This window comes from Amycolatopsis sp. NPDC058278, assembly GCF_042881395.1.
Taxonomy (GTDB): Bacteria; Actinomycetota; Actinomycetes; order Mycobacteriales; family Pseudonocardiaceae; genus Amycolatopsis.
In genome coordinates, this window is the sequence record NZ_JBHVXZ010000221.1 from 1 (window position 1) to 7,809 (window position 7,809).

At 73.6% G+C, this 7,809-nt stretch carries 6 protein-coding genes and 1 pseudogene; 4 read left to right on the top strand and 3 right to left on the bottom strand.

Translation table 11 applies throughout. The features are described from left to right. Positions 1-119: 119 nt before the first annotated feature. Complete coding sequence (gene galK, locus ACFVYA_RS48645) at positions 120-1,304, bottom strand: galactokinase (protein WP_387055304.1); 1,185 nt, start codon at positions 1,302-1,304, stop codon at positions 120-122. Continuing rightward, complete coding sequence (locus ACFVYA_RS48650; RefSeq protein ID WP_081911239.1) at positions 1,301-2,017, bottom strand: metal-dependent transcriptional regulator; 717 nt, start codon at positions 2,015-2,017, stop codon at positions 1,301-1,303. Before ACFVYA_RS48650 ends, galK begins: the two co-directional genes overlap by 4 nt. Before the next feature lie 113 nt (positions 2,018-2,130). On the opposite strand from ACFVYA_RS48650, the gene ACFVYA_RS48655 reads away from it, so the two are divergent. The 4 genes from ACFVYA_RS48655 (at position 2,131) to ACFVYA_RS48670 (ending at position 7,702) form a co-directional block, all read left to right on the top strand. Beyond that, complete coding sequence (locus ACFVYA_RS48655) at positions 2,131-2,976, top strand: sulfurtransferase (RefSeq protein WP_387055307.1); 846 nt, start codon at positions 2,131-2,133, stop codon at positions 2,974-2,976. Between the two features lie 316 nt (positions 2,977-3,292). Further along, positions 3,293-4,462 (top strand): acetoin utilization protein AcuC, encoded by a 1,170-nt coding sequence (locus ACFVYA_RS48660; RefSeq protein WP_285989695.1) that lies wholly within the window; start codon positions 3,293-3,295, stop codon positions 4,460-4,462. Positions 4,463-4,464: 2 nt separating this feature from the next. Further along, positions 4,465-7,146: a GNAT family N-acetyltransferase gene (locus ACFVYA_RS48665; protein ID WP_387055309.1), complete on the top strand. Its 2,682-nt coding sequence runs from the start codon at positions 4,465-4,467 to the stop codon at positions 7,144-7,146. A gap of 154 nt (positions 7,147-7,300) precedes the next feature. Then, positions 7,301-7,702, top strand: a complete 402-nt coding sequence (locus tag ACFVYA_RS48670; protein ID WP_387055311.1) for an IS5 family transposase — start codon at positions 7,301-7,303, stop codon at positions 7,700-7,702. On the opposite strand, the pseudogene ACFVYA_RS48675 reads toward ACFVYA_RS48670, so the two are convergent. Next, positions 7,672-7,809 (bottom strand): annotated as a pseudogene (locus ACFVYA_RS48675) (IS110 family transposase); the annotation flags it as partial. The gene ACFVYA_RS48670 and the pseudogene ACFVYA_RS48675 overlap by 31 nt on opposite strands.

A 7,809-nucleotide genomic window follows, 5' to 3' on the forward strand; every position in this document is an offset into this window, starting at 1 on the left:
AACATGTGCTTTGTGGGCGGCAGCGTCAGTGGTTTAAAACCCCCTGGGTGCGGCCCAGTCTGCCCTCTCCCCGCCGCGCGGGTCCGCGCGGGGGTTGCCCCGGGCGGACCCGCGCGGCGTCAGAGCTCGTCGCGGCCGGCGCCGCGGGAGGGCACCGCCGTGAACATCCGCGGCCGCCGGTAGCCGGCCTTCTCGTACGCCGCCTCGACAGCCTCCTTGACGCGCTCCAGGTCCGCGTCGCGGACCAGCGCGATCGCCGAGCCGCCGAAGCCGCCGCCGGTCATCCGCGAGCCGAGGGCGCCCGCCGCCCGCGCCGAGTCGACCGCGAGGTCCAGCTCGGCCGTGGAGATCCGGTAGTCGTCGCGCATGCTCACGTGCGAGGCGTCCAGGTACGGCCCGATGTCGGCGAGCCGCCCGGCGCGCAGCAGCGCGACCGTCTCGAGCACCCGCTGGTTCTCGGTGACGACGTGCCGCACCAGCGGCACCAGGTCGTCCGGCAGCCGGTCGAGGGCGTCGGAGAGACCTTCGACGGTGACGTCGCGCAGCGCCTTCACCCCGAGCAGCTCCGCCGCCCGTTCGGTGCCGCGGCGGCGCTCGCCGTACCCGCCCTCGGCGTGCGAGTGTTTCGTGCGGGTGTCCATGATCAGCACCTGCAGCCCGGCCTCGGCGAGACCGAACGGCACCTGCTCCTGCTCGCCCGACCGCACGTCGAGGAACAGCACGTGGGACTCGGTGCAGCAGAGGGAAGCCGTCTGGTCGAGCAGGCCGGTGGGGGCGCCGACGAAGTCGTTCTCCGACCGCTGCACCCACCGCGCGACCTGGGGCCGCGTCGGGACGTCGGTGCGGCTGCCGTCCAGCTCGAGGCCGGCCAGCCCCAGCAGCGCCAGCGACACCGCGCACTCGAGCGCGTGGGAGGAGGACAGCCCCGCCCCCGACGGCACGTCCCCGGCGATGACCAGGTCGGCCCCGTTCGCGAAGCCCTGGTCGCGCAGCACCCACGCGACGCCCGCCGGGTACGCGGCCCACCCGTCGACGGTGCCCGGCGCCAGGTCGGCGATCTTGAGCTCGCCGGAGCGCTGGAGCTGGCCGTCGTCGCCCAGGGTGGCCACGGACAGCACGCCGTCTTCGCGGGGCGAAGCCGCCGCGGCCAGCCGGTGGGGCAGGGCGAACGGCAGCACGAAGCCGTCGTTGTAGTCGGTGTGCTCGCCGATCAGGTTGACGCGGCCGGGCGCCGACCAGACGCCGGCCGGTGCGGTGCCGTGGATCGTGTGGAACGCCGCCACGGCGTCCGTAGCGGGGCTCATCGGGCCTGCGCCAGGACGGCGTGCAGCGCGGAGCTGGCGACCTGGGCGGTGGTGTCCCCACCGGTGACCTCGATGGTCCCGCCGCTGGCCTTGCCGACGGTGACCGTGCCGCCGGGCACGATGCCGACGGACTTGAGCTCGGTCATCAGCGACTCGTCCAGCTGGACGTGCTCGGCGATGCGCCGGATCTCGACGCGGCCGCCGCCGGTGCGGGCGAACTCGTCGAGCCGGACCAGGTCGGCCTCCGCGGGCGGCGCGGGGTCGCCGTCGCCCAGCTTGTCCAGGCCGGGGATGGGGTTGCCGTACGGGGAGGTGGTCGGGTGGTCGAGCAGCTTGACCAGCTTGCGCTCGACGGCCTCGCTCATCACGTGTTCCCACCGGCAGGCCTCGTTGTGCACGTGCTCCCACTCGAGCCCGATCACGTCGACGAGGAGGCGCTCGGCGAGGCGGTGCTTGCGCATCACGGCGATGGCCAGTTCCCGGCCGTGGTCGGTGAGCTGGAGGTGCCGGTCGTCGGCGACCACGACGAGGCCGTCGCGCTCCATCCGGGCGACGGTCTGGCTCACGGTCGGGCCGCTCTGCTGCAGGCGCTCGGCGATGCGGGCGCGCAGCGGAACGACACCTTCTTCTTCGAGCTCGTAGATGGTACGCAAGTACATCTCGGTGGTGTCGATGAGATCGTTCACGCTGTCCCCTTCGTCCGCGTTGCTCATCGTAGTCGTTGACCCCGGCAGCGGCGGCGGGCCTCGGGGGTAACAACTCGCCGGTGGGGGATATGTCCGCACCCCGGCGCGGCCGGGCGGGCGGCCGCTGGAAGATGGGAGGCATGCGTCCGCTGATCAGCACCACCGACCTCGCCGCCGCGCTGTCCGGCCCGGCCGGGGACCGCCCCGTGGTCCTCGACGTCCGCTGGCGGCTCGCCGGTCCGCCCGGCGCCGAGTCCTACCGCGAGGGTCACGTGCCCGGCGCGGTGTTCACCGACCTCGACAGCGTGCTCGCCGGCGAGCCGGGCGAGGGCGGCCGGCACCCCCTGCCCGACCCGGCCGATCTGCAGCGCGACCTGCGCGCGGCCGGCATCCGGACGGGCACCCCGGTGGTGGCCTACGACGACGCGGACGGCTCGGTGGCGGCGAGGGCCTGGTGGCTCCTGCGCTGGGCGGGCCACGACGAGGTCGCGATCCTCGACGGCGGTTACGCGGCGTGGGCGGCCGAGGGGCACCCGGTGAGCACGGAGGAGGCCCGGCCGGAACCGGGCGACATCACGGTCCGCCCGGGAGGGATGCCGGTCCTGGACGCGGACGAAGCGGCCGCCCTGGCCCGCGACGGCCTGCTCCTCGACGCCCGCGCAACCCCGCGGTACGCGGGCGAGACGGAGCCGGTGGACCCCCGGGCCGGCCACATCCCGGGAGCGGTGAACGCCCCGTTCTCGGCCCACGTCGGCGCGGACGGCCGCTGGCGGCCCCCGGCCGAGTTGGCGGAGCGGTTCGCGGGCCTGGGCCTGCGCCCGGGCGAGCCGGTCGGCGCCTACTGCGGTTCCGGGGTGACGGCGAGCTCGGTGGTCCTGGCCCTGGAGCTGGCCGGCCACCCGGGCGCAGGCCTGTATGCGGGCTCGTGGTCCCACTGGTCCCGCAACCCACAGCGCCCCGCGGCGACGGGCACCCTGCCCGGCTGAGCGGCGCCGGCTCCGCCCAGTGGCAACGGCCACCCTGCCGGGCTGAGCCGTGGCGGTTTGGCCGGTGGCGACGGACCCTGCCGGGTTGAGCCCCGCCGGCTCCGCCCCAGTGGCAACGGCCACCCCGCCGGGCTGAGCCGCGGCGGCTCGGCGGGCCCGCCAAGCCGCGCCGTGGCCGCGCAGGTCGCACGTCACCGGGCGGGCGCCCAGCGCACGCAGCCGGGCGACCACCGGGTCCCGGTCGGGAGCTGTCGCACCCGCGGTGCGAACCAGTCCAGTCCACGGATCCACTCGATCGGCACTAGAGTCGGGCGGTATGTCGCCGGCCGTTGTTTGGGACCGTGCCCTGCTGGGTTACGACCTGGGTGGGGATCACCCCTTCAATCCCGTCCGGCTGGAGCTCACCGTCCGGCTGGCCACCGAGCTCGGCGTGCTCGACGACGTCGAACTGCTCGTCCCGACCGGTGCCGGGGACGAAGAACTCCTCCGCGTCCACGCCCCCGAGTACCTCGCCGCCGTGCGGGAGGCGCCGCTGGTCGGGTGGGATGTCGGGCACGGGCTCGGGACCTCCGACAACCCCGTCTTCTCGGACATGCACGACGCCTCCGCCCTCGTCGTCGGGTCGACGCTGCTCGCCGCCCGGAAGGTCGCCGAAGGGGAAGCCCGCCGCGCCGTCAACATTGCCGGGGGCCTGCACCACGCCATGCGCGACCAGGCCGCCGGCTTCTGCGTCTACAACGACTGTGCCGTCGCCATCTCCTGGCTGCTCGACCACGGCTTCGACCGCATCGCCTACATCGACACCGACGTCCACCACGGCGACGGTGTCCAGGCCGCCTTCTACGACGACCCGCGCGTTCTCACCATCTCGATGCACCAGCACCCCTTCACGCTCTGGCCCGGCACCGGCTACTCCGCCGAGACCGGCCGCGGGAAGGCCGACGGCACCTCCGTCAACGTGCCGCTGCCGCCGCGCACCCGGGACCCCGGCTGGCTGCGGGCCTTCAACGCCGTCGTCCCTTCGCTGCTCGCCGACTTCGAACCGCAGCTGCTGTTCACCCAGTGCGGTGTCGACTCCCACGAAGAAGACCCCCTCGCCGACCTCTCGCTCAGCGTCGACGGGCACCGCACCATCTACGCCACCCTCCGCGACCTCGCGGAGACCTACGCCGGCGGCAAGTGGATCGCCGTCGGCGGGGGCGGGTACCAGCTGATCCGGGTCGTGCCGCGGTCGTGGACGCACCTGATCGCCACCGTCCTCGACCGGGACGTCGACCCGGCGACGCCGCTGCCGCCCGGGTGGGTCGCCACCGTCGGCAAGGCCGCCCCGCAGGCCGAGCTGCCGCGGGCGATGACCGACGACCGCGACACCGGGTTCAAGCCGTGGGGTGACGGCGAGGACGATCCCGTCGACATCGCCGTCCGGGACACGCGCCGCGCCGTTTTCCCGCTGCACGGCCTCGATCCGGACGACCCCAGGGACTGACCATGGCCGGACGAGACCCCTTCGACTACCCCCGCGACTGGGAGGCCGACGTCGTGCTGTCCGACGGCGGCACCGTCCACCTGCGCCCGGTCGTGCCCACCGACGCCGGCGGTCTCGTCGCCTTCCACGCGAAGCTCTCCGAGCGCACCCGCTACTTCCGCTACTTCGGCGCCTACCCGCGCATCCCGGAGAAGGACCTGAAGCGCTTCTCCACCGTCGACCACCACGACCGGGTCGCGTTCGCCGCCTTCCTGGGTGACGACATCGTGGCCGTCGGCCGGTACGAACGGCTCGACCACGGGCCGTCGGCGGAGGTCGCCTTCGTCGTCAGCGACGTGCACCAGGGCCGCGGGCTCGGCTCGATCCTGCTGGAGCACCTGGCCGCGGCCGCGTCGGAGTGCGGGCTGCGCCGGTTCGTCGCGGAGGTGCTCGCCGAGAACGCCGCCATGGTGCGGGTCTTCCGCGACGCCGGCTACCAGGTCAGCCGCGAGATCGAGGAAGGCGTGCTGCACCTGGAGTTCGACATCGACCCCACCGAGGAGTCCCTCGCCGTCGCGCGCTCCCGCGAGCAGGCGGCCGAGGCCCGCAGCGTGCACAACCTGCTGCACCCGTCGTCGGTCGCGGTGATCGGCGCGTCCGCCGAGCCGGGCAAGGTCGGCCACGTCGCCTTCGTGAACCTGCTGGCCGCCGCGTTCACCGGCACCGTCTACCCGGTCAACCCGGAGCACCGCTCGGTGCGGGGCGTCCGCGCGTACCCGTCGGTGCTGGACATCCCGGACCCGGTCGACCTGGCCGTCGTCGCGGTGCCCGCCGAGGCCGTCGAGTCCGTTTTGGACGCTTGCCTGGCGAAGGGCGTGAAGACGCTGCTGATCCTGTCCAGCGGGTTCGCCGAAGCCGGGCCGCGCGGCCTGCACGCCGAGCTGCGGCTGGTCGGCGAGGCCCGGGCGCACGGCATGCGCGTGGTCGGCCCGAACGCGCTCGGCGTGCTCAACACCGCGCCCGGGATCCGGCTGAACGCCACGCTCGCGCCGCGGCTGCCCGGCCGCGGGCGCACCGGCTTCTTCTGCCAGTCCGGTGCGCTGGGCACCGCCATCCTCGCCGACGCCGAAGCGCGCGGCCTCGGCTTGTCGACGTTCGTCTCGGCGGGCAACCGCGCCGACGTCTCGGGCAACGACCTGCTCCAGTACTGGGAAACCGACCCGGACACCGACCTGGTGCTGCTGTACCTGGAATCCTTCGGCAACCCGCGCAAGTTCGCGCGGCTGGCCAGGCGGCTGGCCCGGACGAAGCCGATCGTCGCGGTCAAGTCGGGGCGGCACGCGGTCCGGCCGCAGCTGGCGGCGACGTCGACGGAGATCGACGAGGCCAGTGTCCAGGCGCTGTTCGAGCACGCCGGCGTCGTGCGCGTCGAATCGCTGGCGCAGCTGTTCGACACCGCGCTCGTGTTCGCCCACCAGCCGCTGCCCGCCGGGCCGCGGGTCGGCATCGTCGGCAACTCCAGCGCGATCGGGCTCCTGGCCGCCGACACCGCGCGGATGCAGGGCCTGCGACTGGCGTCGGACCCGGTGGACGTCGGCCCGCAGGCCGGGCCGGAGGAGTTCGCCAAGGCCGTCCGCGAGGCCCTCACCTCGCCGGAGACCGACGCCCTCGTCGTCGTGTTCGCGCCGCCGGTGGCGATCCCCGGCACCGCGTACGCGCGGGCGCTGCGGGAGACCGTCGTCGAACTGGGGCAGCGCAAGCCGATCGTCTCGACGTTCCTCGCCGCCGAAGGCGTTCCGGACGAACTCGCGGTCCTGTCCGGTGACGGCGTGCCGACGCGGGGGTCGATCCCGTCGTACCCGAGCCCCGAACGCGCGGTGAACGCCCTCGCCCGGGTCATCCGGTACGCGGCGTGGCGGCAACGCCTGCAGGGCGCGCTGGTGCGCCCTTCGGGGATCCACACCGAACAGGCGCAGGTGATCGTCCGCGAGCTCTTGGAGGCCGCCAGCGGCAAGACGACGCTGCTCTCGGACGCCGAAGTCGTGCGCCTGCTGAACTGCTACGGCATCGACATCGTGCCCTTCCGCATCGTGTCCACAGTGGATGAAGCGGTCGCGGCGGCGGACGAGCTGGGCTACCCGGTGACGCTCAAGGCGGTCGACGAACGGCTGCGCGGGCGGCCCGACCTGGCCGGGGTCCGGCTCGACCTGGCGTCCGAAGACTCGGTGCGCACGGCTTACCGGAACTTGCGCGAAGTCTCCGGCGACGACGAGGTGTACGTCCAGCGGATGGCGCCCAAGGGCCTGTCGTGCGTGATCGGGCTGCAGGACGACCCGTCGTTCGGCACGCTCGTGTCGTTCGGGCTGTCCGGGCTGGTCAGCACGCTGCTCGGCGACCGCGCCTACCGGGCCGTGCCGCTCACCGACGTCGACGCCGCGACGCTGCTGCGCGAGCCGCGGACGGCGCCGTTGCTCACCGGTTACCGCGGCGACGAGCCGGCCGACCTCGCCGCGTTGCAGGACATGGTGCTGCGCGTGGCCGCGCTGGCCGAGGACAACCCGGAGGTGCGGTCGCTGGTGCTGGACCCGATCCTGGCCTCGCCGGACGGCGCCTTCGCCGCCAACGCCCGCCTGGTGCTGGGGGCGCCGCCGTCCCGGCCCGACACCGGCCCGCGCCGGCTGCGCGCGATCAGCCCCCAGGACTGAGAACCTTGTTCCGGTCAGGACGGCGCCACGGATCGCCACCCGCCCGCACGAGGCGAACCTCGCGCCGGCCGACGGCCGAATAAGACCTGGTCTCAAAACTTAAGGGTGTGTCACCGCGTAACCTGCCGGTCCTGGTCGTCGATCGTGGGCAGTCGTGGCGAAGACGACGCAGCAGCGGCGGGTCGAAGACCGGCTCTGGGAGCTGATCGAACCCCTGATCCCGTCCCGACCAGCGCCGCGCGGTCCGGGTGGGCGGCCCCGGATCGATGACCGTGCCGCGCTGGAGGGGATCTTGTTCGTGCTCGACACCGGCTGCCGCTGGCGAGACCTACCCGAGCAGCTCGGATGCGGTTCCGGGCACACCGCGTGGCGGCGGTTACGTGAGTGGCAGGACGCCGGCGTGTGGGACCGGCTGCACCAGCTCGTGCTCGACGAGCTGTCCGACATCGACGAGCTCGACTGGACCAGAGGCTGCATCGACGCGGTGTCGGTGCGGTCGAAAAGGGGGGTGTCCCTATGTGGTTGTCAAGCCGCAGCGGGGGCGGGTTGGCGGTAGTGGGTGCCGTTGCGGAGCATGGCGTAGAGGACGTCGCAGCGGCGCCGTGCCAGGCAGATGAGGGCGGCGTTGTGCTTCTTGCCCTCAGCTCGTTTGCGGTCGTAGTA